This is a genomic window from Cyclobacterium qasimii M12-11B, assembly GCF_000427295.1.
Taxonomy (GTDB): Bacteria; Bacteroidota; Bacteroidia; order Cytophagales; family Cyclobacteriaceae; genus Cyclobacterium; species Cyclobacterium qasimii.
This window is the reverse complement of the sequence record NZ_ATNM01000156.1, coordinates 25,655-50,686: the sequence shown is the minus strand read 5'-3', so window position 1 is coordinate 50,686 and position 25,032 is coordinate 25,655. Positions and strand designations below refer to the sequence as shown.

24 protein-coding genes and 1 pseudogene are annotated in these 25,032 nt (G+C 39.3%); 15 read left to right on the top strand and 10 right to left on the bottom strand.

Annotated features, from left to right (window positions below; genetic code table 11):
* Nucleotides 1–207: 207 nt before the first annotated feature.
* From ADICYQ_RS29055 to ADICYQ_RS20395, 4 genes are read left to right on the top strand one after another with little or no spacing between them, the layout of a single operon-like run.
* Nucleotides 208–753, top strand: coding sequence for a Mur ligase family protein (locus ADICYQ_RS29055; protein ID WP_020889932.1), 546 nt, complete (start codon nucleotides 208–210; stop codon nucleotides 751–753).
* A complete protein-coding gene (alr, locus tag ADICYQ_RS20405; protein ID WP_235114823.1) occupies nucleotides 678–2,681 on the top strand; it encodes an alanine racemase in 2,004 nt (667 codons plus the stop codon). The genes ADICYQ_RS29055 and alr overlap by 76 nt, the downstream gene beginning before the upstream one ends.
* A gap of 33 nt (nucleotides 2,682–2,714) precedes the next feature.
* On the top strand, nucleotides 2,715–3,425 hold the full coding sequence (locus ADICYQ_RS20400) for a hypothetical protein (protein WP_020889930.1): 711 nt from the start codon (nucleotides 2,715–2,717) through the stop codon (nucleotides 3,423–3,425).
* Between the two features lie 7 nt (nucleotides 3,426–3,432).
* Nucleotides 3,433–5,142: a capsule assembly Wzi family protein gene (locus ADICYQ_RS20395; protein WP_040417294.1), complete on the top strand. Its 1,710-nt coding sequence runs from the start codon at nucleotides 3,433–3,435 to the stop codon at nucleotides 5,140–5,142.
* 132 nt (nucleotides 5,143–5,274) lie between these two features.
* Here the strand turns inward: ADICYQ_RS20395 and ADICYQ_RS20390 are convergent, their stop codons facing one another.
* Nucleotides 5,275–6,123 (bottom strand): M28 family peptidase, encoded by an 849-nt coding sequence (locus ADICYQ_RS20390; RefSeq protein WP_316929329.1) that lies wholly within the window; start codon nucleotides 6,121–6,123, stop codon nucleotides 5,275–5,277.
* Between the two features lie 74 nt (nucleotides 6,124–6,197).
* On the opposite strand from ADICYQ_RS20390, the gene ADICYQ_RS20385 reads away from it, so the two are divergent.
* A complete protein-coding gene (locus tag ADICYQ_RS20385; RefSeq protein WP_020889927.1) occupies nucleotides 6,198–7,187 on the top strand; it encodes a hypothetical protein in 990 nt (329 codons plus the stop codon).
* A gap of 153 nt (nucleotides 7,188–7,340) precedes the next feature.
* On the opposite strand, the gene ADICYQ_RS20380 is transcribed toward ADICYQ_RS20385, so the two are convergent.
* From ADICYQ_RS20380 to ADICYQ_RS20365, 4 genes are all read right to left on the bottom strand, one after another.
* Nucleotides 7,341–7,601: a DUF6952 family protein gene (locus ADICYQ_RS20380; protein WP_020889926.1), complete on the bottom strand. Its 261-nt coding sequence runs from the start codon at nucleotides 7,599–7,601 to the stop codon at nucleotides 7,341–7,343.
* The gene (locus ADICYQ_RS20375) at nucleotides 7,582–7,896 is read right to left on the bottom strand and encodes a thioredoxin family protein (protein ID WP_020889925.1); all 315 of its coding nucleotides are present in this window, start codon (nucleotides 7,894–7,896) and stop codon (nucleotides 7,582–7,584) included. The genes ADICYQ_RS20380 and ADICYQ_RS20375 overlap by 20 nt, the downstream gene beginning before the upstream one ends.
* A gap of 85 nt (nucleotides 7,897–7,981) precedes the next feature.
* The gene (gene yjjX, locus ADICYQ_RS20370; protein ID WP_020889924.1) at nucleotides 7,982–8,551 is read right to left on the bottom strand and encodes an inosine/xanthosine triphosphatase; all 570 of its coding nucleotides are present in this window, start codon (nucleotides 8,549–8,551) and stop codon (nucleotides 7,982–7,984) included.
* 29 nt (nucleotides 8,552–8,580) lie between these two features.
* Nucleotides 8,581–9,288, bottom strand: a complete 708-nt coding sequence (locus ADICYQ_RS20365; protein ID WP_020889923.1) for a YebC/PmpR family DNA-binding transcriptional regulator — start codon at nucleotides 9,286–9,288, stop codon at nucleotides 8,581–8,583.
* Between the two features lie 171 nt (nucleotides 9,289–9,459).
* Here ADICYQ_RS20365 and ADICYQ_RS20360 point away from each other — a divergent pair.
* From ADICYQ_RS20360 to ADICYQ_RS20345, 4 genes and pseudogenes are all read left to right on the top strand, one after another.
* Nucleotides 9,460–10,783, top strand: a pseudogene (locus ADICYQ_RS20360) (NAD(P)/FAD-dependent oxidoreductase).
* A gap of 97 nt (nucleotides 10,784–10,880) precedes the next feature.
* A complete protein-coding gene (locus tag ADICYQ_RS20355) occupies nucleotides 10,881–11,246 on the top strand; it encodes a DUF4890 domain-containing protein (RefSeq protein ID WP_020889920.1) in 366 nt (121 codons plus the stop codon).
* Between the two features lie 168 nt (nucleotides 11,247–11,414).
* A complete protein-coding gene (locus tag ADICYQ_RS20350) occupies nucleotides 11,415–12,020 on the top strand; it encodes a TIGR04282 family arsenosugar biosynthesis glycosyltransferase (RefSeq protein ID WP_020889919.1) in 606 nt (201 codons plus the stop codon).
* Between the two features lie 21 nt (nucleotides 12,021–12,041).
* Nucleotides 12,042–12,518: a GyrI-like domain-containing protein gene (locus ADICYQ_RS20345; RefSeq protein WP_040417290.1), complete on the top strand. Its 477-nt coding sequence runs from the start codon at nucleotides 12,042–12,044 to the stop codon at nucleotides 12,516–12,518.
* Between the two features lie 93 nt (nucleotides 12,519–12,611).
* Here the strand turns inward: ADICYQ_RS20345 and ADICYQ_RS20340 are convergent, their stop codons facing one another.
* The 4 genes from ADICYQ_RS20340 to ADICYQ_RS20320 form a co-directional block, all read right to left on the bottom strand.
* On the bottom strand, nucleotides 12,612–12,881 hold the full coding sequence (locus ADICYQ_RS20340; RefSeq protein WP_040417288.1) for a hypothetical protein: 270 nt from the start codon (nucleotides 12,879–12,881) through the stop codon (nucleotides 12,612–12,614).
* Nucleotides 12,872–13,111 (bottom strand): hypothetical protein, encoded by a 240-nt coding sequence (locus tag ADICYQ_RS20335; RefSeq protein WP_152520506.1) that lies wholly within the window; start codon nucleotides 13,109–13,111, stop codon nucleotides 12,872–12,874. Before ADICYQ_RS20335 ends, ADICYQ_RS20340 begins: the two co-directional genes overlap by 10 nt.
* A 979-nt stretch (nucleotides 13,112–14,090) precedes the next feature.
* Nucleotides 14,091–15,332: a PepSY-associated TM helix domain-containing protein gene (locus tag ADICYQ_RS20325; protein ID WP_020889913.1), complete on the bottom strand. Its 1,242-nt coding sequence runs from the start codon at nucleotides 15,330–15,332 to the stop codon at nucleotides 14,091–14,093.
* A 605-nt stretch (nucleotides 15,333–15,937) separates the two neighbouring features.
* Nucleotides 15,938–16,603 carry a TonB family protein gene (locus tag ADICYQ_RS20320; RefSeq protein ID WP_020889911.1) on the bottom strand — a complete coding sequence of 222 codons (666 nt, stop codon included), beginning with the start codon at nucleotides 16,601–16,603 and terminating at the stop codon, nucleotides 15,938–15,940.
* Between the two features lie 290 nt (nucleotides 16,604–16,893).
* Between ADICYQ_RS20320 and ADICYQ_RS20315 the strand changes: the two genes are divergently transcribed.
* The 5 genes from ADICYQ_RS20315 (at nucleotide 16,894) to hemH (ending at nucleotide 23,559) form a co-directional block, all read left to right on the top strand.
* Nucleotides 16,894–17,829 carry a hydrogen peroxide-inducible genes activator gene (locus ADICYQ_RS20315; RefSeq protein ID WP_020889910.1) on the top strand — a complete coding sequence of 312 codons (936 nt, stop codon included), beginning with the start codon at nucleotides 16,894–16,896 and terminating at the stop codon, nucleotides 17,827–17,829.
* Between the two features lie 238 nt (nucleotides 17,830–18,067).
* Nucleotides 18,068–19,459, top strand: coding sequence for a dipeptidase (locus ADICYQ_RS20310; protein ID WP_020889909.1), 1,392 nt, complete (start codon nucleotides 18,068–18,070; stop codon nucleotides 19,457–19,459).
* A 97-nt stretch (nucleotides 19,460–19,556) separates the two neighbouring features.
* Entirely contained in the window at nucleotides 19,557–21,530 is a 1,974-nt protein-coding gene (locus tag ADICYQ_RS20305; protein WP_020889908.1) for a protein-disulfide reductase DsbD family protein, read from the top strand.
* Nucleotides 21,531–21,678: 148 nt separating this feature from the next.
* The gene (locus ADICYQ_RS20300) at nucleotides 21,679–22,293 is read left to right on the top strand and encodes an HPP family protein (protein WP_040417357.1); all 615 of its coding nucleotides are present in this window, start codon (nucleotides 21,679–21,681) and stop codon (nucleotides 22,291–22,293) included.
* A 231-nt stretch (nucleotides 22,294–22,524) separates the two neighbouring features.
* Nucleotides 22,525–23,559: a ferrochelatase gene (hemH, locus tag ADICYQ_RS20295; protein ID WP_020889905.1), complete on the top strand. Its 1,035-nt coding sequence runs from the start codon at nucleotides 22,525–22,527 to the stop codon at nucleotides 23,557–23,559.
* Between the two features lie 22 nt (nucleotides 23,560–23,581).
* Here hemH and ADICYQ_RS20290 read toward each other — a convergent pair whose 3' ends face one another.
* Nucleotides 23,582–24,148, bottom strand: coding sequence for a phosphonate degradation HD-domain oxygenase (locus ADICYQ_RS20290; protein ID WP_020889904.1), 567 nt, complete (start codon nucleotides 24,146–24,148; stop codon nucleotides 23,582–23,584).
* Between the two features lie 164 nt (nucleotides 24,149–24,312).
* Here ADICYQ_RS20290 and ADICYQ_RS20285 point away from each other — a divergent pair, with 164 nt between their 5' ends.
* Entirely contained in the window at nucleotides 24,313–25,029 is a 717-nt protein-coding gene (locus tag ADICYQ_RS20285; protein WP_161625619.1) for an HAD hydrolase-like protein, read from the top strand.
* The last annotated feature ends 3 nt before the right edge of the window (nucleotides 25,030–25,032 follow it).

The window sequence follows — 25,032 nt, the reverse complement described above, 5'->3', positions numbered from 1 at the left end:
TGGTTAAAACAAGAACTAATCCAATTATTAACGATTAGTAAACCAATGATACACAATTATTTAATCTTTTACAAATTCAAGCTAGCGGATCAAGGCTATTATTTAACAGCATTTTAGCGTAAAATTTTAAAATCCTATCAAAAAATAATAGCTATGGATATAAGTTATAAATTTGTTTTAACTCCAACTGCTTAACCTATTCATAAAATGATGCAGGCCATCAATTTCCCTCTATTTGCTTCAAAATTTGCAAAGCATTTTACCAATAATTCGGATAATATTATGCTCTTGAATGTAGTCATCGATTCAAGAAAAATTCAATCCGGAAACAATACCCTTTTTGTAGCCTTAGACGGTTCCAGGTATGCAGGTTGGGAATTTGCTTCAGACGCATACGATAAAGGTGTTCGGAATTTTATTCTTCCTGCCAATTGCCCTACTTCCCTTATAAAAAGTCTGGAAGACAGCAATGTTCTTTTATCCACCTCTCCTTTAAAAGACTTACAGCAATTGGCGCAGTTAAACCGAGAAAATTTTAAAGGCCCTGTAATCGGGATAACTGGCAGCAATGGAAAAACCATCGTAAAAGAATGGCTTGCCCAGATTCTTTCTGCCAAGTATAATTTGTGGAAAAACCCAAAAGTTACAATAGCCAGATTGGCGTCGCCCTCTCGGCATTGGGAATTAGCCAACAACATCAAGTTGCTATACTTGAGGCCGGAATTTCAGCTCCTGATGAAATGGCCGCTTTGACCCAAATCATCCAGCCCCAATTGGGTATTTTTACCAATATTGGGAGTGCTCATGATGAGCACTTTGAAGACACAAGAGCTAAAATTGAAGAAAAATGCAAGCTCTTCCAAAGTGCCAAATACCTTATCTATAGAAAAGACCAAACCCAGGTAGGTCAATACTTGGAGGAAAATTTTGATCCCTCTGTTCTCATTAGTTGGTCTGATAAGGCAGGTGCGGATTATATTTTATCCGTAAAACGGCATAACAACGGCTCGAAGATTTATTTGATTGGCAAGGACTTTCAAACGTATACATTCTTAACTTCCTTCAGGGATCAGGCCTCCCTTGAAAACATCAGGCATGTCATCACCGCAGCCCTAAGCCTGGGAATGAAGCCTGAAATTATTCAACAAGGGCTTAAACTGCTTCATGCTGTGGACATGAGGCTAACCTTGAAATCAGGCAGCAAAGGATGTAAATTAATAGACGACAGCTATAACAATGATCTTGCAGGTTTGGAACTTGCACTTGAATTTATGAGCCAGCAAATCACGGCAAGTGGTCGAAAGATTCTGATTTTGTCGGAAATGCAACAAGAGGGAAAAGAAGAAGTTGTTTTCCAAAAAATAGCTTGGCTTTTGAAACACTACAGTATTGACCTTTTTGTAGGAGTAGGAAAGGGCTTTGCTGACTTTAAACATTTATTTCCAGCGGAAAGTGATTTTTATGAATCCACCGACATGATTTTGAGAAATTTAGAGGCATTATCCCTTTCAAATGACCTGGTCCTCATCAAAGGGGCCAGGGCCTATGGTTTTGAACGTGTTGTTCAAAAGTTGGAGGCGCTTGCACATGAAACCATTTTAGAAATAAACCTCAACTCCCTGCGCCACAATTTCATCCATTACCGGCAGAAAATTAAACCCGGGACCAAAATAATGGTCATGGTTAAGGCATTTGCCTATGGAGGTGGAGCAGCTGAAATCGCCAACTATTTGCAGGAAATTGGTGCTGATTATCTATCCGTGGCCTATACTGATGAAGGGGTTTTCTTAAGAAACAATGGAATAACCTTACCAATTATGGTCATGAATCCTGGAAGTTACCATTTGGAGTTGCTACAGGAACATGCTTTGGAACCAGTGGTATATAACCTGAATCAATTGAAATCATTGTCGAATGCAATGGATAGTAATTCGGGATTATTATCTGTTCATTTAGAATTGGACACTGGCATGAGGAGGCTTGGCATGTCCGATCAAGAGTTGGATGAGGCCATTTCAATCCTTCAACAATGCAGCAATTTAAAGGTTGCGGGCATCTTTACGCACCTGGCAGGTGCAGATGAGGCAGTGCACAAGGATTTTACCTTATCACAAATCAGCTCATTCGAAAGCTCAAGTAACAGGATTATTCAGGAGACTGGCTGTAAACCGATTAGGCATTGCTTAAATTCGGCAGGGATTATCCGTTACCCTGAGTTCGCTTTTGACATGGTCCGGTTGGGCATTGGGCTTTATGGCATAGAAGTCAATCAGCTAGAACAGGACAAGCTCCAACCTGCCATGACTTTAAAAACGGTTGTATCACAAGTAAGAACACTTCAGAAAGGTGAAACAATAGGCTACGGAAGAAAAGGAGAAATGAAAAATGATGGAGAAGTGGCCACTTTGGCCATTGGCTATGCGGACGGTTATGACCGTCGATTTAGCAATGGAAAGGCAACGGTTTTGATAAAGGGGCAAATGGCTCCAATAATAGGCAATGTCTGTATGGACATGTGCATGGCAGATGTAACTGGCCTAAATGTATTCGAGGGTGATGAAGCCATACTCTTTGGCGCCAGACCTTCGATTATGGACTTAGCAGCGAAGATTGAAACCATTCCCTACGAACTGTTAACAGGTATAGGGCCAAGGGTAAAACGGCAATATATACTGGATTGAGGTTAAAGGCAAAATCAGGCTAAATCCACCTTTATGTGGATAATATTTTGTTTATTTGTCATTTATATTGAAGGTGCCTGTACCATGTATTTAATGAACCATATCTCATTGAAATCAACCTTTCTGTTTTTACTTGTGCTTTGTAGCTTTTCTTGTGAAAATGCGCTCGAAGAAGAAATCATGATTTATAATAACGATTTCTCTACGGCAGATCTTAATTTCATAGAAAACGGAAGACTATTTGAATTCAACGGAGACACCGTTTTAGGCTATTACAATGATGAAGAAGTCGTCTTAAACCTGGCGTCTTTACCTGAACACAATGCCATCAAGGTCACCATTGATCTTCTCCTTCATGACAGTTGGGATGGCAATCCGGAAAATGTTGGAGGCCCAGATTTCTGGTATTTAGAATTGGATGGTCAATCCGTTCTCAACACAACGTTTTCGAATTCACCATGCGAATCCACGTTCTGCCTTTACCAGTCTTACCCAGCCAATTACCCCAGGTTTAACAACCCAAAAACCGAAGCTTTGAGCACTGATCTGCCAGGTAGGTGTCAACATAAAAACGGTAATGGCTGGACGAGTCTTTACAGAATCACCAAAATCATCAACCATAAGCAAAATCAACTTTCCATCACTTTAGGAGATGATCTTAAACAAGAAAACACGCCTGAACCGATTTGTGATGAAAGTTGGTCTGTATCAAGCATCCAGGTTAGCACCTTGACAATAAATTGAACCCGGCATGAACAAGAAGCATCCTTTTTATCTACAGATTATTTTTTGGGCATGTTTTATATTTTTGGCCTCCCCAACAAAAGTTCTGGCGCAAAGCATAGGGTTGAATTATCCCATTTATGACGATTATATGCGCAGGCAACAACTCCTAGGTAACCTGCCGGAGGAGTCTAGCTTCATGATTCGTCCCCTTTACCCTACCGAGGCTTTTAATAAGAGTGATCCATTCCATTTTGAAGAGAATAATGAAGATTCAGCTTTAGCCGAGCCAGGCTTCCAAAATTTCGAAAAACTGAATTTTAAGGCCCTTCCGCCAATGATAAAAAGCAGGTACAATAGTGACCTCCCTTTTGGCATAAATGATGGGCAGATGATCCCCAACAAAGGACTTCAATTAAATGCCAGTGTGGGTATATATTTTGAATATGGACCATTGACCCTTCAGCTTCAACCCGAAATACTGCATGCAGGCAATCAAGACTTCATAGGTTTTCCTTTGGACCATTGGGGAAGCACATGGTTACAGTACTTTGAATGGATCAACACCTCAGATATCCCAGAACGATTTGACCGTGGCGCGATCACTCAACTCTCACTGGGACAATCCAGTATTCGTTTCAACTATAAAGAATATTCCATCGGAATTTCTAATGAAAACTTATGGTGGGGCCCTGGAAGAAAGGCCTCATTGCTGATGAGTAACAATGCTCCTGGCTTTTTACATTTTACCTTAAATACCCGCAAACCTGTTCAAACAGTTATCGGTAGTTTTGAAGGACAAATAATTGCTGGCCAGCTCAGGTCATCAGGTGTAGAACCTGTCAATTACGATTATGTATATACAAGTACACCGCTTTATGTAGCAAAAAGGCCTGATGAAGATTGGCGTTACTTATCTGGATTAGTGCTTAGCTACCAACCCAAATGGGTTCCTGGATTATTCCTGGGTTTCAGCAGTGTGTCTCAAATGTACCATACAGACATGAATCAATTTGCTGATTACCTCCCTGTATTTAATGGAGAGAAGGGCCCTGAAAGCATAAGCAAGCCTAATGTAGACAAAAGGAATCAGCTAAGTTCAGGTTATTTCAGATGGATAAATACCAATGGACATTTTGAATTCTACGGCGAATATGGCAGCAATGGCAATAGCCGAACCTTCAAGGATTTCCTTATTAACCCAGACAAAAACAGGGCTTTTATCCTTGGCTTTACAAACTTAACGCCACTGAAGAACAAAGATGAATTTTTGCAAATGGGTATGGAAATTACCCAAACAGGACAAACTGTTCGGGAGGTGATTCTTGAAAGAAATAGCTGGTATACGCACCCTTATGTAAGACATGGCTATACCCACAAAGGGCAAGTTTTAGGTTTTGGATATGGACCAGGAAGCAATGCCCTTACCATAGATATGGCCTGGGTTAAAAACTTTAACCGCTTAGGTTTTGAGTTTGAATACATCAATCACAATAACGATTTCTATTACAAACGCTTTGAAGAAATCAAGGACCTTCGTCGAAAGTATGTTGACATAGCACCCTCACTCATTGGAGAATGGCGCTTTGATAACCTTCTGTTGTCAGCCAACTTTAAATACGTAACCTCCTTAAACTATAAATGGTACCTGGAAAATGATCCTAACGATTATTTTATCCCAGGGCTGGACAAGAGCACTTTCGTTGGAAATATTGGGATTACCTATCTACTGAAGTAAATTTCCAGGCGTTCTCTATGGGTCAAAGGAATGAGCAATTTTGATTTTTCAAATGCTAAATGAGCAAAGCCATCACTTTCCGACCTATCTTACCTAATCACTCTATCGTAGCATCAATTTCTAAAAGCGCATTTAATATAAGCTCACTGGCTTGTAAATAAAATGTCTGTTGGATGTTCTCGAAGGTATCAGTAGGCTTGTGATAATCGGCATGATCTGCCACACCGAAATAAATGAATGGAATTTCTTTTTGTGAAATGGTCCATGGTCCGAAGCATTGGTCCAATCAAGTTCTCCTTTGCCTCCATCATTCCCGAATACGAGTTCCACAGGAGAGCGTTTGCCTGCTTTTTCCAAATAGCGTTTGAATTGGGGATAAAAGGTAGTGCCCACAGCATAAAGGGTATTCTCCTCACTTCGGCTTATCATGTCCATATTTACTACCAATTTGATCTGCTTTAAAGGAAAAGGAAAGTCATGAAGCAAGGCTTTAGCTCCTAAGAGCCCCATTTCCTCGGCATCAGTGGCGGCAAACAGTATGGAATGGGAAGGTTTGTTTTCCATAAAATAAGCGGCCAGGTTAAGTAAAGTAGCCGTTCCTGAGGCATTGTCATCCGCACCATGGTAAATTTTACCGTCTTTCTTACCCAAATGATCATAATGCGCCATCAGCAAAATGATTTGTGAAGAGGATGTGCCAGGTATAAAACCAATGATATTTCTCCCTTCAGTTCCTTCGCTTAAAGTGAAATGTTGAATGTAATCAGGATACTGACTGGTTATTTCTAACTCTTCAAACCTGCTAATAATATAATTAGCCGCCAATTCGTTTCCCTCGGTAGTTGTAGCTCTTCCTGCTAATTTGTCTGAAGAAAGATACTGTACATCCTGCAACAAGGTCTGCTTATCTATCTTTTGAGACCATGTCAAGGATGGTAAATAACAAAAAAGTAATAAAAAGAAGTAGGTAATCGTTTTCATAACGAAAGATTTTACAATGGCTTGTGTATATTCGTGAAAATACTAAACTTTCAGATGTGGATTTGACTTTGTTTATGAAATATATTTCTTTGACAGGGCTGATGTGTTTTTTTTCTCTGGTAAGCATTGCCCAAACAACACCTGTAGATCAATTTTTAGACGGTAAGTCAGTGGTTCTTGTTTCGGCAGCAACCTCCCCACTTCCCCCAATAAATTGGCAAGATCTAGCAGCAGAAATTCATCCTGCCCTGGTAGCTGCTGGAGGAGATCCTGTAGCCTACTTCGACCTGGAAGAAGTCATTTTAACTGATGCCATTAAAAATGCCTATGCCAGTCACTTTGTTACAAGGCAGATTAAAAACATTGTTTTATTAATCAGAAAAGAGGATGGCCGTCTGTTTTGTCATATTTTCCCTTTCTCAGGCAATGGTAATATCATAGCTCCCGGCAATAATTGGTCCACTAAAGCAAGTGACAAGGATGAATTTAAGGAACAAATCCAAGCTATAGGACTGAATAAAAGAAGTGAAAATTTCCTCGTAATAGAAGTGCCAGAATACCCTGCTATTCCAGGCTTGGAAAACAACTCGGTAAATAGCGGGTACATACAAGCTGCTCCTTTAAACCTGGACGTATTCAAGCTAGGTATATTACTCACAGGTGCTGCAGGCAATGAGAGCTTTCTGAATACCTTCCGACAAGACATTTATGGTAAGGAACAAAACCAAGTAATGGCAGAGCAACGCGCTCAAAGAGAAGGAATAGAACAAATATTTAAAGCTGAGTATCCCTTTCAAACTGAATTCCTGACCTCATCTAAATCAAACCAGCAACTTATCAGCGAAAAAGTCCAGTTTATCCTTATGAAACAGGAAGGCCGGGAAGCTGACCTAATGAGAAGTATGGGTGTGCCATTGGAACAAGGTAAAAATCCAGACAAAATTGTGGTGAAATACTACATCCGGTTTTTGGTAAGGAATGAATTGTATATCGGAGAAAAATGGGATGCCTCTCCGGACTGGCGAATAGCGCTTAAGGATTTTTTAGATCAAATCACGCCTTAAAATTTCAAGCTGATTCTCGCCCAAACTTCCCATCTCAATGTTTTGGTAGAAGGGAAATTAAAAAAGGTAGATCCAACGGACCTACCTCCACACTTAGAAATAGCAGATTTTATTTAGGGTGATAAACAACTTTTCTACTTCTCCAATGCGATATTACTTGTCTATGGAGCCCATTACTCTTTTCAAAAAAGCATTCATGGCTTCTTTTTTATCCATGCCTTCTTCTTTGATCATTTTCTGAACTTCTAAGCTTCCGTACAAATTGGAAAGCAATTCTCCCATCACATCCAATTCCTCATCTTTCAGACTGCTTATTTCCGTCATTGACTCGAGAAGTTCTATGGTTTCTACAACCCAATCCTCATCGTTCTCTTCTATGAAACCCAGTACATGTTTAATTATTGGCAACCTCATCGATCAGTGTTTTTAAAGCTTCTTCCTTATTTGTTTGTATTTGATTGATGAGTGATCCCCCTTTAAAAACCGCAAAAGTAGGTAAATTATTTACCTCAGCTAGTTTCCTGGATTCTGGTAGTTTCTCTGCATCAACATACAAAAAAGTGATCCCCTCATAATCCTTACTTAATCTTTTCATTTTAGGCTTCATAATCCTACAGTTACCACACCAGGTAGCACCATATTGAACCACTACTTTTTCGTTGTCCTTAATGACTTGTCCTAAATTGTCTGATTCTAATTCTTGTAGCATATAACTTTTGGTTTATTTAAAGCTCAAAGATAAATACTATAATTAAATAAATCCAATTGAAAATATCTATGAGCCATAGCGTTTCTTAATAGTGCTCCTTTTGAAGAAAAGGAATAAGGGCCAAAGACAATGCTTGCTGATAATAATCAGACCGGCTGATCACGCCATTGGTAAGAATACCAACTGCTCCACCACTCTCTTTGGAATTGGTTCGATTAAACAGCTTGTCATCTGCTTCGCCCAGTTCCATTCCCTCACTGACCATTTTATTCAAAGCCTCTGGTAAAAAGAACGTTGCCGTCTTGGCTTTTCCAATCGTAGTCTCATTATTAAGTACGACCATCCAGGCAAAGGACACCATTTGCTCCCCCACATTGTCCACACCACCTTCTATCCCAACCCAGAAGTCGGCTTCAGGAAAGGCATTTTTTGAGGCAAAAGCCCTGTTGTAGGCACCGGTATAGGTTTCAACATCTCCTTTGGGTTGAGGACTAACTTCAGAGTCAACATTCAATCCCTGAACTATAAAACTTTCATCAAATAGGGTGGAAAATGCATTTTCGGTACTTTTAATTTTTACAGGATTTTTACTGCCGACAATTACTAATTTTTGCCTTTTTTGTTCCTGTAAATTTCTTCTTTTAGGGAATGCCATTCTGTGAATTAATTTTTGAAATACCTGGATTAAGACATGTTGTGGTAAACATGGTTTACATCATCATCCTCTTCTATACGCTCTATCATTTTGTTTATATCGGCTTCCTGCTCATCTGTGATATCAGTAGTCGACATTGGGAAGCGTTGCATTTCTGCACTTATGACCTCTATGCCTTTATCTTCAAGTGCTTTTTGCATGTTGCCAAAGTCCTCAAAGGCTGTATAGACAAAAATTTCACCTTCGTTCTCATCAATATCATCTAAGCCAAAATCGATTAATTCCAGTTCAAGTTCTTCTAAATCATATTCTGCTTTAAGAAAACGAAAAACTGCTTTGTGCTCAAACATGAAACTAACAGAACCACTAGTGCCTAAAGAACCACCAGCTTTGGTGAAGTAATGCCTAACATTGGCCACCGTTCTGTTGATATTATCGGTAGAAGTCTCAATAAGAACAGCAATACCATGGGGACCATATCCCTCATAAACTACTTCTTCATAGTCTTTTTCATCTTTATTGCTGGCCCTGGAAATCGCCGCTTCTATCCTGTCCTTGGGCATAGATGCACCCTTGGCATTCTGAATGATGGTCTTTAGTCTGGAGTTGTTTGCCGGATCAGGTCCACCGGCCTTCACCGCCATCACTATTTCTTTGCCAAGGCGGGTAAACACCTTCGACATTAGATTCCATCTTTTGAATTTCCTTTCTTTTCTAAATTCAAATGCTCTTCCCATAAGTTTTATTTTTCTGGATTGTAAAAATAAATAAATTTTTTGATAGGACTAACATCACACCAAAACTAAGCAAGACTAATCTAGTTGCAAGGTTTTGGGTATTTGTTGAACTATGGCCCACGATATACGTTTTATTTTTAGGTAATACAACCTCATTTAAACATTTTTATGATGGATCAACCACTTCCAAATCTTCCAGAATTATCCTTACCCAGAATCGTTGTGATTGGAGCAGGCTTCGCAGGACTTAAACTCGCTAGAAAACTTAAAAACAAAAACTATCAAGTAATACTGCTGGACAAAAACAATTACCACCAGTTTCAACCTCTATTTTATCAAGTGGCCACTGCAGGTTTGGAGCCAAGTGCCATTTCCTTCCCCTTACGTAAGGTATTTCACAATACCCCTAATGTAACCTTTCGGATGGCCGAAGCACAACGGATCGATCAAAGTCAAAATCGCCTTTATACTGATATTGGATATATTGAATATGATTACCTTATCCTCGCAATGGGAGCGGATACCAACTACTTTGGAATGAAAAACATCATGGAGAACAGTATACCCATGAAGTCTGTGTCTGAAGCCTTGTTTATCCGAAATAAAATCATCTCAAACTATGAAAGAGCTATCAACATTGCTGATATAGAAAAGAGAAAAGCATTAATGAATGTCGTGATAGTAGGTGGAGGACCCACTGGTGTGGAATTGGCAGGGGCAATGGCGGAACTAAGAAACGAGGTTTTTCCAAAGGATTACCCTCAACTTAATTTTCACAACATGAAAGTGGTGCTCATTGAGGCTGGCCCCTCACTTTTGGCGGGAATGTCTGCTACATCCGGTCTTAAAGCGAAGGAATACCTGGAATCTCTTAAAGTAGAAATTATGCTGCAAACTGCAGTGGAAGACTATGATGGGCTGAATGTAATAATCAAAAGGTGAAAAGCTCCTTCAAACCAATACCTTGCTTTGGGCGGCAGGAATTAAACCCAATGGCATTGAGGGCCTTCAAGAGATTCAAATGTTCAGAAATGGCCGCCTACTTGTAGATGAACATAATCTAGTCAACGAAAGTAAAAACATATATGCGTTGGGAGATCTTTGCTTGCAACAATTGCCTGATTACCCAAAAGGCCACCCACAAGTGGCCCAGGTAGCCATTCAGCAAGCGGATAACCTTGCCAATAACTTCCTTGCCAAACTGAAAAACAAACCTTCAAAGGCTTTCAAATATAAAAACCTGGGAAGTATGGCAACAGTAGGGAGAAAACTAGCCGTTGTAGATTTGCCTTTTATTAAGTTACAAGGGTTGCTTGCATGGTTAATTTGGCTCTTTGTTCACTTAATGGCGATTCTTGGGGTGAAGAACAGAATTTTTATTTTCCTTGACTGGTCCTGGAATTACCTTGCCTTCGACCCTTCACTTAGGTTGCTTATTAGACCTACCTATGTCAAACCCAAAGACAGGGAAGAGTTGATAGAAGACAAAAACTAATCCTTTTCATTTATTTAACATTCCTTAACACCTCGACATTAAACTTGTACACTATCTGCTGGTCTAACAGCTATACAATCTAAAAATAGAAACAAATATGAAGAAGGTAATAATGATTTGTGCACTGGTAGTAGCTACCGTGGTGCACGTACAAGCTCAAAGACAAGGCGACAGAGAAGTTAACCCTGAGAAAATGGCCGAAAGGATGACCCAGAGGATGGATGAAAAACTAGACCTGAGCGAGGCACAGGAAAAGCAAATCAATGCTTTATTCCTTGAGCAAGCCAATAGTCGTAAAGAATCCAAAGATGCTGACAGAGAAGCAATGAAGGCGGCAAGAGAGGCACACCAACAGAAATTGGAAGCCATCCTTACTCCTGAGCAGAAAGAAAAATGGGCAGCTGAACAAAAGAAGGAAGGCCACAAGGCCGTAAAAAAGAGGCGGAAATCAAGGAGACGGTGAATAAGTCCCTTTAAGGGAAACATAACGAGGTTTTATCCTCCTAACCATAATTAATGAAAAGCCAAGGTTCTACCTGGAGTACCCAATAGTCATTGTTGGTTATTTAAGGAAAAGAAGCCTTGGCTTTTTTTATAGCTTTTCCAATTTTACTGTAATTTTGCCTCATCTATGAAACAGGCCATTATTGTTTTTCAAAAGTTTCCAGCTCCGGGAAAAGTAAAAACCAGACTTGCTGCTACTATCGGTAATGAAAAAGCGGTTTACATTTACACCTACTTGTTAAATTATACGCATCAATTATTGGGAAGGACAAAAGCAGATGTGCTGATCTTTCATGATGGCCAAATAAATAAGGAGCAATATCCTGCTCACCATTACCTTTTCTATCAACAGGTGGGAGACAATTTGGGAGAAAAAATGTGCAATGCATTTGAACAAGCCTTCAAAATAGATTATGACAGGGTTTTAATCATTGGCACGGACTGCTTTGAGCTTCAACAGAGCCATATTGAGGAAGCATTCGATAGTTTGGTTAGGAATGACCTGGTCTTGGGCCCAGCCAACGATGGAGGTTATTACCTCATAGGCTTAAATAAAAATGATCCACGTTTGTTTGAAAACATTGAATGGAGCACCCAGTCAGTATTCACTGAAACCATGGACATTGCGAAAAAAATTCCACTTAAAATACACCTTTTGGAAAGCCTAAATGACATTGATGAATACAAAGATCTCAATGAAGAGCTAAAAGAGCTTGTTTCAAAGAAGTTATAATTGAAAGTTTTATTGTAAAAAATGCAACCACGATTAGTAAATATTAAAGACAAGCAGCTGGTAGGAAAAAGTTGTCGAATGAGCATGGTAAACAATCAGACAGCTGAGCTCTGGAAAAGTTTTATGCTGATTAAGACCACTCTTCCCATCCAGAAATCTCAGGAATTGATCGCTTTACAAGTATATGATAGAGAACACTTTAATACCTTTGATCCAACAAAGGAGTTTTATCAATGGGCTTGTATGGAGGTCGAAAATAGTAAAGAAATACCCAATCAGCTAACGCCATTTCTGCTAAAGGGTGGTCTGTTTGCCGTCTTTAATTATAAAGGGCCAAATACAGACAAAAGCATTTTTGAATACATTTACAACACCTGGGTTCCCCATTCCGACTACCAGCTAGATGACAGGCCTCACTTTCAAGTCATGGGGGATAAATACAGCAACAGCTCCCCTTTATCAGAGGAGGAAATTTGGATTCCGCTAAAAAATAAATAATAACTTTTTTCTGTTAAACTTTAACCCAGAAAATGCATTAGGGTTTCCAAGGTCCATCTCCTAATTGTCGTCTATTGCCCATTTCGGGTTAAATCACTGGGGAGAAAACAAGGCATATTCTCTTCGATTATAGGCGGTAACAGGAATACAAATACTGGATAACAATGGACTACAAGTTTTGGTGATTTCCAAAATTTGCCTGCTACTTTTAAATGCTAAACTTACAGTTGTATTTTCTACAACATCAATTTCTGAAAGACCATCAATGTCTTCATAAAGGTCTTCCCCTAAGTTAAAAAGCCTGCTTTCTTCATTCAATACCAATTCATTCCCTTCCAAAATATAATTCCCCGTCAAATACATGGAATAACCCAAAGTTTGATTTGTTCGGGGTTTTTAAAGGCAATGCTTCTATAATACTTTCCGTTTAAATCAAACACATAGGTATCTACCTTATTCAAGTCCTGATTTTCAAGATAAATAAAGTTTTCCCAGTTCCCATAAAGGTTTTGGGCTTCGATTACCTCCTCCTCTACACAGCTCATCGATAAGAGAAATAAAGATAGCATTAGAAAAACGTGGTTCTTTTTCATAATATTTTAGCTGCTTTAATTGTTTAAGACGCACTATACGCTCATTTCGTCTCAGAATAAATCAAAATATTAGCTTAATTGTGAACAAAACGCCTCCACCTAATTTTTACAGATCTAAAGGCAAACTTTCAAATCAAATTATATTTCTTACATTCAAACATTGACAAAAGCTTTTTGCAAGGGCCTATTCGCTAAAAACCATGACCTTTCTCTACATTGTATATGTTCTATTTGTAATTCATGTAATTGTTGGGTTCAAGATCTATTTTAAAGTTTCTGCGCTTTTAAAGAAACACAAGTTGTCCATTAACAAACAAAGCATTTCTTTAAGGTACTCTTTAAAAGAACTGTCCCAACTTTTTGACCAAATTGAGACCGAAGAGTTAAACCTAAAAATCAATCAAATAATCCGCTGGACCAAGCTTAATTATTGGTTTGGTAGGATTTCCTTTTTGCTCTTTGTTGGAATTGTTTTTTATCTTTTTTTCTAGGGGAAAGGACAAGAAGCAAGACCTAAAACAAAAAATGCAGGAATTTATTCCTGCCTGCATTTGTCAAATCGCAACTAAGCGTTACCAAAATTATTCTTTCTCCTTGCTGCTTTATAAAAAAGCAAATGTCAAAAATGGTTATGCCTGACTTTTAATTATAAGGCTGCAAAAACAAACAGCCTTGGTTTCTATCTTATAGAAGCGTTTAAATATAAAATGCACATCCTATTCCATAATGCTATCTAACTCTTTTTAGCTTAAATTTAATTTTGATGTTGACTGAGAAATTTCATAAATCCCAAAAACCCAGAGAAGTGAAATTATTGTAGCCAGGGCAGTGAGGCCCAGGTGAAAACAAGAGATACAACAGGATTTTGGCGGTATTGTTGCCTGTTTTTTTGCAACAATACTGACAAAATCCCTATGTAAGCTTAACTACAAAATGTACTTATCAATGGATTCGAATTCGGTTTTAAACCCTCAATTCATCAAACCGATGCTGCTTTTCTTTCCTTCTTTTTCTTAGGTTTCTTCATCTTATTGATCCAAATAAGCGTACCCGTAATAGGAAGGCTAGTGGCGATCAAACAAGAAATAAAATAGAGCAACTTAGAGAATGACCCATATACGTCCCCTAAGTGCAAAGCCTTTATAGATCCTGAAACCCGTTCGTTGAAAGGCTTGTCTCGAAAAATGTCCGCTTCCAACACCTCAGCAGTTGCCACATCCAAAACTAACTTATCAGACGCTGCCGGGGCAAAAAATCCTGCACGTTTTTTACTGATATTTACTTTAGAATCGCCCGCTCCAGGTAAGCTAACAGTGTATTCACCTTTATAGTCAAGCGTTTGATCCACGCTGTACAAATAATCTTCCAAAGGCAACATTTCTATTTTGGATTCCTCTTTTTTTGCTTCCTTCTTACCCTGACCAGCATTCTGAGCTGGACCTCTTACACTCCTCTCCTCGTAGGTTCCCAAGGATTTTTGCAATGCTTCCCTGTACCAGGGAAATGAAAAGAAAGGGCCAGTAACTCCCATTAAAAACAAAATTATGGCAGAATAAAGGGCCAGAGAATTGTGAAGGTCATGATTGATACGCTTCCAATTGCTACTAAATTTAATCTTCAGCCCTTGACGCCAATACTTCGCTTTGCGTGGCACCCAAATGACCAATCCGGTTAATACACCTATGGTGAAAAGAATAGTGCTGGCCCCAGTAATATAGCTACCAAGCTTTCTATTTTCTAAACCTTCAAAAATTGGGGCTTCAATTTTGTCTAACAACAACCAGCGGTGTAAGCTGAACATATAGCCCATAAATGTAGCCGCCGAATTTTCTTCATTGCTATTACCCAATAATTCCCCAGTATATTGATTGAAGAAATAGGTGGTTCCAGATCGACTTTTATCTCCCTCTGCCCTTGCATTTATCTGAAAACTTCTATTTTCATCTGAAGAAATTTTTATGGCCAAAATTTTCCCCTCAATAACTTTTCTACCCTTGGCAAGCAATTCATCTGGAGTTAGCGCAGCATTCCCCTCACTATTGCTTACTTGATAAAGGTGTGAAGCATTCCACTCACGGATTTCGGTGTTGTAAACATATACAGTACCTGTCAAGCAGACCACCAATAATACTATCCCACTTATCAACCCTGCCCATAAGTGGATATCATTAAAGAACTTCCTGGTTTTAGCCCATGCTTTAGATTTTTTCTGCTTTGTCATATACTTGGTAGAATTGATTTATAAACAACAATGAGAATTAACCGATTAGGGTAAATTCCATGCTAAAATTTTTTCAAATTAATTTTCTTGTGCTGCGCATATAAAAGAGCAACAAAGTCCTTTTTCTCCTGCTCACTATTGACTCCTCTTTATGTTCCCAAATACTTTAATCCCTTGGTCCTATAGGAATTACCAATCACAAACCTAAAGCGCTTAAACGGTTCCATAAAGTTAAACATTATTTAGATTTAATCTAAGAAAGGTTTAACAGCCGTGCAAAGATAAAAAACCTTTAAATTGTAAGTAAAGAATTGGGAAAATATTTTCAAGGATAATGGAATACCTAATATAGAGGACTTTAGATACGTCTTGAAAGGATTTAAGTGGAATAAAAAAGGGTGTTTTCATTCCATTTCCTATGTACCTGTTTGGTTTTCCATCTTTGATTCGAAGACCTGTGAGGACTAAATATTAGTTGGCACCAATTAAAAGATAAAAAGTCAGGTAAATCATTACCTACCATACTTACAGCACCTTAGCGCAATTCTCAATTGCTTTTAAAAAAGGCCTTGGAAAGTCCTTAAAGAATTTAAGCTGATGACAAACTACCCCATATGGAAGTTAAAATATAACAGCACCAAACTATCGGTAGCTTTCCCATCAAGATATAATGGAATCCAATCGTTCGGCATCAAAGAAACCACCCTTAACGCTTCAGCGTCTAAGGATTTATCCCCTGCTTTCGGAATAAATGGACGCTCCATTTTTCCTTCTTTGGTAATGGTTACCATCACTCCTATTGTACCGGTAACACCTTTTGCCCTTGCCGCGTGTGGATAGCGTACATTATTGGCCAGGAAATAGAAAAACTTAGCATCACCACCTAATAATACAGGCATGGCACCTGTTTTTACCTCTACCAAATCTTCGTCCTTTAAAATATAAACGGCCTTGACTGATTTGAAATCTTGTAGGTATTCAAAGGATTTTGTAGAAAAGTTATATTGTTGAATTAAAGTGTTGTCAGAATCAAAATAATCCCATGTTCCTGACTTATTTCCTTGACTATATTGTCCTTTTACTCGGAACCCCATATTTCCTTTGTACTTAATTTCAGCAGCTCCTTCTTTGGTCTGTTCGTCATCAAGCACATGAAAAGTAAAAACTGTGTTAGAGTTTTTACTTTTCTCTTTTACCTTTTTAAGGGTTTGAGAACTGGCTGAAAAAAATGAAACGCCAAATAGAAAGATGATAATTAGGGCTCTAACCATTATACTAAGTCTAAAGTTAATCAGCTTAAAGCTATTCATTTTATTTAAAAACTAAAAGACAAAACCATAATATTGAAGATTTAGTTTAAAATATAATATTCTTAAAATTGGGGCCTTAGCTTGATGCTTCTTCACCCCATTCAACCTGGCCACAAAAGGTTATTGTCAATGTTTTGAACAAATAAAAATAATAGAACCAACTGTAATCAGGGGGATAAAATTGATTAAATGCTTTCTATATTTAATCTTTGGCAGAAGAAATTCGTAGCTAAATTACCGTAAATTAGCATATGACGATACAACAACTGGAATACATATTGGCTGTAGAGAAGTTTCGGCATTTTGGACATGCTGCTGAAGCTTGTTTTGTCACCCAGCCCACCCTAAGTGCTCAAGTGAGCAAGTTGGAAAGGGAATTGGGCATCATTTTATTTGACAGGTCCAAAATGCCTGTGATACCCACAGAAATAGGAGAAAGAATCGTTGTTCAGGCCAAAAGAGTGGTTGCGGAAAGTAAGGGCATTTTTGAACTGGTAGCAGAAATCAAAGGAGAAGTTGGTGGAACGATTAAAATCGGGATTATCCCTACCCTTGCTCCCTATCTATTGCCCCTTTTTATTAGGAATTTTATTGAAAAGTACCCAAATGTCCTTCTGGAGGTGCAAGAAATGGTAACTGAAGACATTATAAGCCGGCTTAAGAATGATGAGCTTGATTTGGGCTTAGTTGTCAGCCCTCTTCATGAAAATGGAATTGTAGAGAAACCGATATTTTACGAAAAATTTTATGTCTATTTATCCAATGCCCACCCACTTTTGAACCAGGAAGAAATACGGGTAGAAAATCTTCCTTCTGAAGATTTGTGGGTTTTACAGCAAGGCCATTGTTTCCGGGACCAAGTCCTCAACCTCTGTGACAAAAGTAAATTTCAGCGCAAGAATTTTCACTATGAAAGCGGCTCTCTGGAAGGGCTAAAAAACATGGTTGACCGCTACACTGGCATTACATTGCTTCCAGAACTTGCTACAGAAAATCTTTCAAAAGAAGAAAAAATCAGGCTAAGGCCTTTTGCTGGAGATCCTCCAGTAAGAGAAATAAGCCTCATCCGCACCCGTAGCTTTTTGAAACAAAAACTGGTGACTTTGCTTTTTGAAGAAATTCAATCGGCTATTCCTTCTCACATGCATTCCAATAAAGAAGGACGCTTGGTTAATTTTAAATTATAAGGCAAATTTCTTTAAAATGTCTTAATTTTAGGATTCAACATGGATTCGGAGGAATTGAAAAATAACGTGATAAACCCGGAAGTTTTACTCTTCATGAAATCAAAGTTGAAACCTGGGACCATATAGCTTTCAACCTGCGCAAGGATGAAACTAGAAAGAGTAACAATGGACTGATTTTAAATCGATCTCAGCAGCTGATAAATTGCCTTAGAAGGGCTCACAAAAATAATAAAGCATCATGGAATTGAAAAAATACATTGAATCCAACTCAAAAAGATTTTTAGATGAGTTATTGGACTTGTTGCGTATCCCATCTGTTAGTGCCGACCCCGCCTATAAAAAGGATGTTTTTAAGGCCGCAGAATTTGTAAAAGCCAGTCTTGAAGCCGCAGGTGTGGATTATGCCGAAATTTGCAGCACCGCAGGTTATCCTATTGTTTACGGAGAAAAAATAATTGACCCAGCTGCTCCTACGGTTTTGGTTTATGGACATTATGATGTGCAGCCAGCTGATCCACTTGACTTATGGGATTCACCTCCTTTCGAGCCAGTGATCAAAAAGACTAGCAGTCATCCCAATGGAGCCATTTTTGCCAGAGGCTCGGCAGATGACAAAGGGCAATTCTACATGCACGTCAAGGCTTTCGAATCCATGCTGGCCAGCGGACAGCTCAATTGTAATGTTAAGTTTATGATTGAAGGGGAAGAGGAAGTAGGATCTGAAAACCTGGATATTTTTGTGCGTGACAATCAGGAAAAGTTAAAGGCTGATGTAGTCCTAATTTCTGATACATCAATGATTTCATTGGAGCATCCATCTGTTACGGTAGGCCTTCGGGGACTTGCTTATATGCAAGTTGAAGTTACCGGTCCCAAAATGGATTTACACAGTGGTACTTTTGGTGGCGGAGTGGCCAATCCTATCAATGTCCTTTGCAAGATGATCAGCTCTCTTCACGATGAAAACAACCACATCACCATCCCTGGCTTTTACGACAATGTAGAAGAATATGGCAAAGAATACCGCCAACAATTGAATAAGGCACCATTTGATGAAGGAGAGTACAAGAAAAAACTTGACATCAATGAAACCTATGGCGAAAAAGGATACACCACCATCGAAAGAGTTGGTATCCGCCCTACCCTTGATGTAAATGGCATTTGGGGTGGCTATATAGGTGAAGGCGCTAAAACGGTGCTTCCGTCAAAAGCCAATGCAAAAATCTCAATGCGTTTAGTGCCCAATCAGGACCATAAAGCCATTGCCAAACTATTTGAAGAACACTTCAAAAGCATAGCACCACCTGCTGTAAAAGTAAAAGTGGTGCCTCACCATGGTGGACAAGCAGCAGTAATCCCTACTGATTCGATTGGTTATAAAGCAGCTGAAGCTGCCATAGACGAGGCTTTCGGTAAAAAAGCCATCCCGACAAGAGAAGGTGGATCTATACCTATTACCGCTTTGTTCCAACAGGTTTTAGGCTTGGACCCCATTTTACTTGGTTTTGGACTGGACACAGATGCCATCCATTCCCCTAATGAACACTATGGTGTAGACAATTATTTTAAAGGCATAGAAACCATTGCTCTGTTTTTCAAACATTATCACCGCCTTTCAAATAAAGATTAAGACCAAGCAACAAAAGTGAAGGGACAATAAGGAACTTATCATTACCGAATTTAATTACTATGTGGTGTGAAACCTAAATGGGTAAAAAAATTCGGTAATGAACTACAATAAGTTATTATATTTAGCAATAAGCTTCTTTTTCCTAAGCCTATCACTAAGCGCTCAGGTAACTGACCCACCAAAATGGGACATTCAACTTGACCAAAAAGATCCAGCGGTTGGAGATACAGTTACACTAATATTAAAGGCCAATATCCCTCTCAACTGGTACATTTATTCCAACGAATTCGATCCGGATCTAGGCCCTTTATTGACGGAAATCAACCTTGAAGAGGCCAAAGGAATCAGCCTTATGGGAGGGCTGGAAGCCATCAATTCAAAGAAAAAGTTCGACGACACCTGGGAGGGAGACATCACCTATTTTGAAAAAGAAGGTGAGTTTCGACAAAAGTTACTTATTACCGAGGAAAATGCAGAAATTAAGGGTACAGTGGACTATCAAATGTGTTCCGATGTCACCAATCTTTGCATAAATTATCAAGAAGATTTTTCAATAACTTTGGGTAATCCGGTTACTAGACAGGTACCTGACTCCCCGGTAGGAGAAAAAATCAATTTGGAGCAACCCGAAGAATCCTTGATCGGTTTTATGCTCATTGCTTTCCTCGCTGGATTAGCAGCACTTTTGACGCCATGTGTATTTCCAATGATCCCTATGACAGTTACCTTCTTCACTGGAAGAGGTAAGTCTAAAATGGAAGGCTATAGAAATGCTTTTATTTATGGCTTTTCTATTATTGCCATTTATACCATTGCAGGCACAGTGTTGGCCGCTGTACAAGGGCCTGAGTTTGCCAACTGGCTTTCTACCCACTGGGTACCAAATGTGTTTTTCTTTGCCGTATTCATCTTCTTTGCATTGGCCTTCTTAGGCTTGTTTGAAATTACGCTTCCTGCAGGATTGGTAAATAAAATGGATGCCAAGGCTGATAAAGGTGGCATGATGGGCATTTTCTTTATGGCATTTACCCTTGTTCTGGTTTCTTTTTCTTGTACCGGCCCAATCGTCGGATCGATATTAATTAGTTCAGCTGGTGGAGCGCTAATCAAGCCAATTTTAGGCATGCTGGCCTTTTCAATGGCTTTTGCTTTACCATTTACGCTATTTGCCATTTTCCCTGGTTGGCTTAGTTCTTTGCCTAAATCTGGTGGCTGGCTAAATTCAGTTAAAGTGGTTCTTGGGTTTTTAGAACTTGCCCTCGCTTTCAAATTCCTAAGCATTGCCGATCAGGTATACCATTGGGGAATTCTTGACAGGGACATTTACCTGGCCATCTGGATCGTGATCTTTACCATGATGGGCTTGTATTTGTTAGGTAAACTTAGGTTACCACATGACAGCCCTATGGAATCCCTCGGTGTTCCAAGATTAATGCTTGCCATTGCGACCTTCGTATTGGTCATTTATATGATTCCTGGAATGTGGGGAGCACCATTAAAAGGGCTTAGTGGTTATTTACCACCACTTTCTTCACATGATTTTGACTTGACCAAGATCAGCCGACAGACCTCGGACAATGAACTGGATGAATCACCCAAGTATGCGGATTTCCTTCATTTCCCGCATGGAATTCAAGGATATTTTGATTACGACCAGGCACTCAGGGCCTCTAAAAGACAAAACAAACCTTTGTTTATCGATTTTACTGGACATGGATGCGTCAATTGTCGTGAAATGGAAGCCAGGGTGTGGTCAGATTCCAGGGTGCTTAAGCGCTTAAAGGAAGACTTCGTAATGGTAGCGCTTTATATAGACGAAAGGCACACCTTGCCTGAATCACAATGGTACACCTCCACTTATGACAATAAGGTCAAGAAAACCATTGGCAAGCAAAATGCAGATTTTCAAATTACCCGTTTCAATAACAATGCGCAGCCCTATTATGTGATTCTAGATCAAGAGGAAGAGTTGCTTATCAATCCCATTGCTTACGAAACGGATATCCAGAAATTTATTGATTTTCTGGATACTGCAAGTAAGGAATTTCAGAACAGAGCCAATCAAAAATAGTTTGTAAGTTTTATTTCTATTTACTCTCATATGAAGCCATCCATTTATTGGATGGCTTTTTCGTTTCACCTGGATTATTTCCTGTCAATCTTTGGTGGGGTTGTTGCAAATGCCCAACTTTGCAGGCTTAAAAGCATTTGATAAGCCCATGAAAAAAATAAAGCGGGGGATTCAAAAGGTAAAAATGATTGCCTACAAGGAAACCAGCCATCAACCTATTGATAATCTTTGGTCTTTTTGTGGGGCCTTTATTGGTATAGCTGCCATTGGTTTGATCCAGCAATATTTTTACCATCTCGATAGAGAGGACCAGTTGTTTCTCATAGGTGCTTTTGGTGCTTCCTCTGTATTGCTTTTCAGTGCCTCTAATAGCCCGCTGGCACAACCTAGAAACACATTGTTTGGTGGAATTCTTTCTGCAATTGTGGGTGTATTAACCTATAAGGTGTTTTATATGGAGGAACATATTTGGCTATCACCAGCTTTGTCTGTAGCCTTAGCCATATTAGTCATGCAGTATACCAAGACCCTGCACCCTCCTGGAGGAGCCATTGCACTTATCGCCAATATTGGTTCTGATGAGATTAAGGAAATGGGCTTTTTTTACGTTTTCAACCCTATCTTCACAGGCTTGATGGTATTACTCGTGGTGGCCTTATTGTTCAATAATATCTCCAAAAATAGAATCTATCCTTATAGAAACGTAGAGATTCGAAAACTCAAATACTTTGAGAAGTTGTTTCTATGGAATATAAAAAACTAAGATTTGAAGGAATAGCTTTTGGCCAAAAGGATAGCGGAATTAAAAGGGCAATATCCAGCATATGGCCCAAAAAGCCTTTGGTAGATATTTCTCAATGAAAGCATTTTAAACAAATTGAACCCCCTTATTCTGGTTCATTTTTATTCTAAATAAAGCCAAAGTTGAATTCTATTGGTATTTTCTAACAATAGCCTGTATTTTTGGTTAGCAAAACGGACAATTAAGCAAAGCATGAATAAAAACAAATCCAAAACTGGTATTTTGTTGGTCAACCTGGGAACCCCTGACAGCCCTGATACGGCTGATGTGAGGAAGTACCTCAAAGAATTTTTGATGGATGAAAGGGTGCTGGACATTCCTTTCCTATCAAGGTGGATGTTGGTCAATTTTATTATTGCCCCTTTCAGGTCTCCTAAATCTGCCAAGGAATACCGCAAACTATGGACAGAAAGAGGCTCGCCTTTACTGTTTCACACACAGGACCTAAAAGACAAGCTGGTTCCATTGCTGGACCAGGAAAAGTATCAGGTTGAAATTGCCATGAGGTACCAAACCCCAAGTATTGAGGATGGTCTCAAGGCTTTGAACAATGCCAACGTAAAAGAGATTGTAGTCTTGCCACTATTTCCTCAATATGCCTCTGCAAGCAATGGCTCTGTCATTGAAAAAGTCATGGCCCTGGCCAGGGAATGGCAAATTATTCCAGGCATAAAGTTTATCAGTAATTTTGTTGACCACCCTTTATTTCTCGAGGCTTGGGCAGAATTAGGTAAAAAACTGATGGTGGAAGAGGAATATGACCGCTACCTTTTCTCCTACCATGGCCTTCCGGAAAGACAAATTCTCAAAGGTGCCGTCGATGGATATTGTCAGCTAAATGGAAAATGCTGTGCGACTTACCATAAGAAAAACCAGTATTGCTACCGGGCACAAAGTTTTCATACAACTCGTTTGATTTCTGAAAAGCTTCAATTACCTAAGGAGAAAGTCCTGACTTCCTTCCAATCCAGGTTGGGAAAAGATCCTTGGATCAAGCCATATACCGATGAACTTATCAAAGAGATGGCAGCAGATGGCGTGAAAAAAGTAATGGTTTTCTCACCTGCTTTTGTGGCCGACTGTTTGGAAACCACTGTGGAAGTAGGGCAAGAATACAGAGACCTCTTTTTAGAATTGGGTGGTGAAAGGTGGGACCTGGTTCCTAGTTTAAATTCAGAAGATACCTGGGTCAATTGTGTCAAAGACCTTGTTACCTCAGAAAAATAAATAAGCACAAGCCCTGGAAAGATTAAGCCAATAATTCCAGGGCCATTTTTTTATAGGCATCCAGCTTGGGCACAGGCACACCAGTTTCTTTAGCCCTTTCGTCCCATTCACGCATTTTAAGAATGAGCTTGTGCTGTGGATCCGCTTCAAACTCCCTGGCTTCCTCAGCCGTCATAACTCCTCCTTGAAATGTCAAAGTTTTCTTACTTGCTTCAGACAATTTTTTAAAATAGACCGGGTTTTTAAAAGTAAGGTACCGCTTGGCCTCCACATGGCTTTCTACCAATCGGGCTACAATTTCAGGAAACCCCAGCTCCCGAAGATAATCTGCACCTAGTTTTTCATGGTCCATAACGCCATAACCTGCCATTTGTTCCAATTCCTCTCTTTGGGAAAATAAATGGCCAAGGTCGTGAAAAAAGGCGGCTAAAATCACTTCATTCCCATACCCTTCTTCGGCGGCCATCTGGGCCGCCTGACTCATGTGCTCGACCTGAGAGACAGGCTCTCCTATATAATCTGCATTTCCATAAGATTCATACAAGGCAAAAACTTCATCAACCTTGTTTTCAGGACTAAGTTCGGACATGAGCGCTTTATTTTAGATGGAAATTAAAAACAATCTTTCACTATTGACAATTTCGAGCCACTAAATAATAAATTAAACCTAATCAACTCAGGTTTTAAGTTCCCAATATTTTTGATTATTTTGAAATGCTGAAGTTGAAACAGCTACTAAAGAAAGATAAAAACATGAAAACTCCAATCAAATTGGCTGTCTTTGATATGGCAGGAACTGCTATAAAAAATGATAAGGTGGTACCTGAGTTATTATTGAAAGCCTTTCTTCAACATGGTTTCGACAAGCTCATCAAGGAAGCGATCCATGAAAAAATGGGTTATGCCATTCCTGAAGCTATCAAACAAATCCTTGCTTCACACACAACTTATCAGCCGGATTTTTCTGAGCTAATTGTGGGAAAGATCTATGCTACTTTCAAGGCAGAAATTAAAAAATATTGTCGCTTAAACCCTGAAATTTCTCCAGAGGAAGACGCTTTGGAAGTTTTTGAGACATTGCAACAGATGGGAATAAAAATAGGGCTCAATACCAATTTGGATAGAGAAACAACAAACCTACTATTAAAACAAATTGGATGGAAGGATCATCCCTTGATAGACATCACCGTATGCGGTGATGAAGTTTGTAAAGGAAGGCCTCATCCTGATATGATCTTGCAAATGATGGCTGCTTTAGGGATTGGTAGTCCCTCTGAGATAATTAAAATTGGTGGTACTTTGGCTGATATACTAGAAGGCCAGCAATCAGGTTGCCTGATGAGTGTAGGCATTACCAACCCAAATTTTAGCCACAGTGAATTATTAACCGCCCAACCAACCCATATTCTGGGTTCTCTTTCGGAAATCATCCCACTTGTTGAAAATGAGCTTACTAAGACCCCTGAATAAGAT